At 66.2% G+C, this 874-nt stretch carries 1 protein-coding gene; it reads right to left on the bottom strand.

Annotation, left to right across the window (positions count from 1 at the left end; all coding sequences use genetic code 11):
* On the bottom strand, positions 1 to 874 hold an 874-nt coding region (locus HA630_RS01640), incomplete at both ends, for a PLP-dependent aminotransferase family protein (protein ID WP_166832171.1).

Genomic DNA, 874 nt, shown 5'->3' with positions numbered 1-874 from the left:
CGCTGCGCGAACACCTGGCTGTCCTGCACTTGCCCGCGCGCACCGGTCAGCCGCGCCCACACGAACAGGCCACCCCGGGGCTGCACAAATTCCACCGCGTCGCCCAGGGCACTGCGCAAACCGTCGCACATGGCCTGCGCTCGCTCGGCATACACCGCCCGGGCGCGCTGCAGGTTGGCGGCCATGCGGCCGGCCTTCAGGTATTGCGCGGCGGTGGCTTGGGCAAAGGTGCTCGAATTGGCGTCGCTGAATTGCTTGCACATCACCGCCTTGGCCAGCAGTTCGGGCGGGGCGATCATCCAGCCGAGACGGAAGCCAGCCGACAAAGTCTTGCTCAACGAGCCGCAGTGCACCAGGCAATCGCGGCTTCCGGGCACCTGCTCGCTCAGCGCCAGCAGGCTGGGCGGTGGCGCATCGCCAAAATACAGGTCGCCGTAGGGGTCGTCTTCCACGATCAGCGTCTGGTGCTTCACCGCCAGTTCTAGCACACGCTTGCGGCGCTCCAGGCTCAGGGTGGCACCGCTGGGGTTGCCGAAAGTGGGAATCAGGTACACAAACTTCGGCTTGTGTTCGACGATCAACTGCTCCAGCCGGTCCACCTGTACGCCGTCACCGTCGATCGGAGCGCTCACCAGCTCCGCCCCGTACAGGCGGAAGCACTGGATGGTGGCCAGAAAGGTAGGCCCCTCCAGAATCACTTTGTCGCCGGGCGACACCAGGGTTTTGCCCAGCAGGTCCAGGCCTTGCTGGCTGCCGGTGGTCACCACCAACTGCTCAGCGCTCAAACCCTGCACACCCTTGGCCGCCATGAAGGCCGTCAACTGCTCGCGCAGCGGCTGGTAGCCCTCGGTGGCGCCGTACGACATCGCCCCCG

This window comes from Aquabacterium sp. A08, from assembly GCF_011742065.1.
Note: the sequence above shows the minus strand (reverse complement) of the source record. Positions and strands in the feature narration are given on the sequence as shown.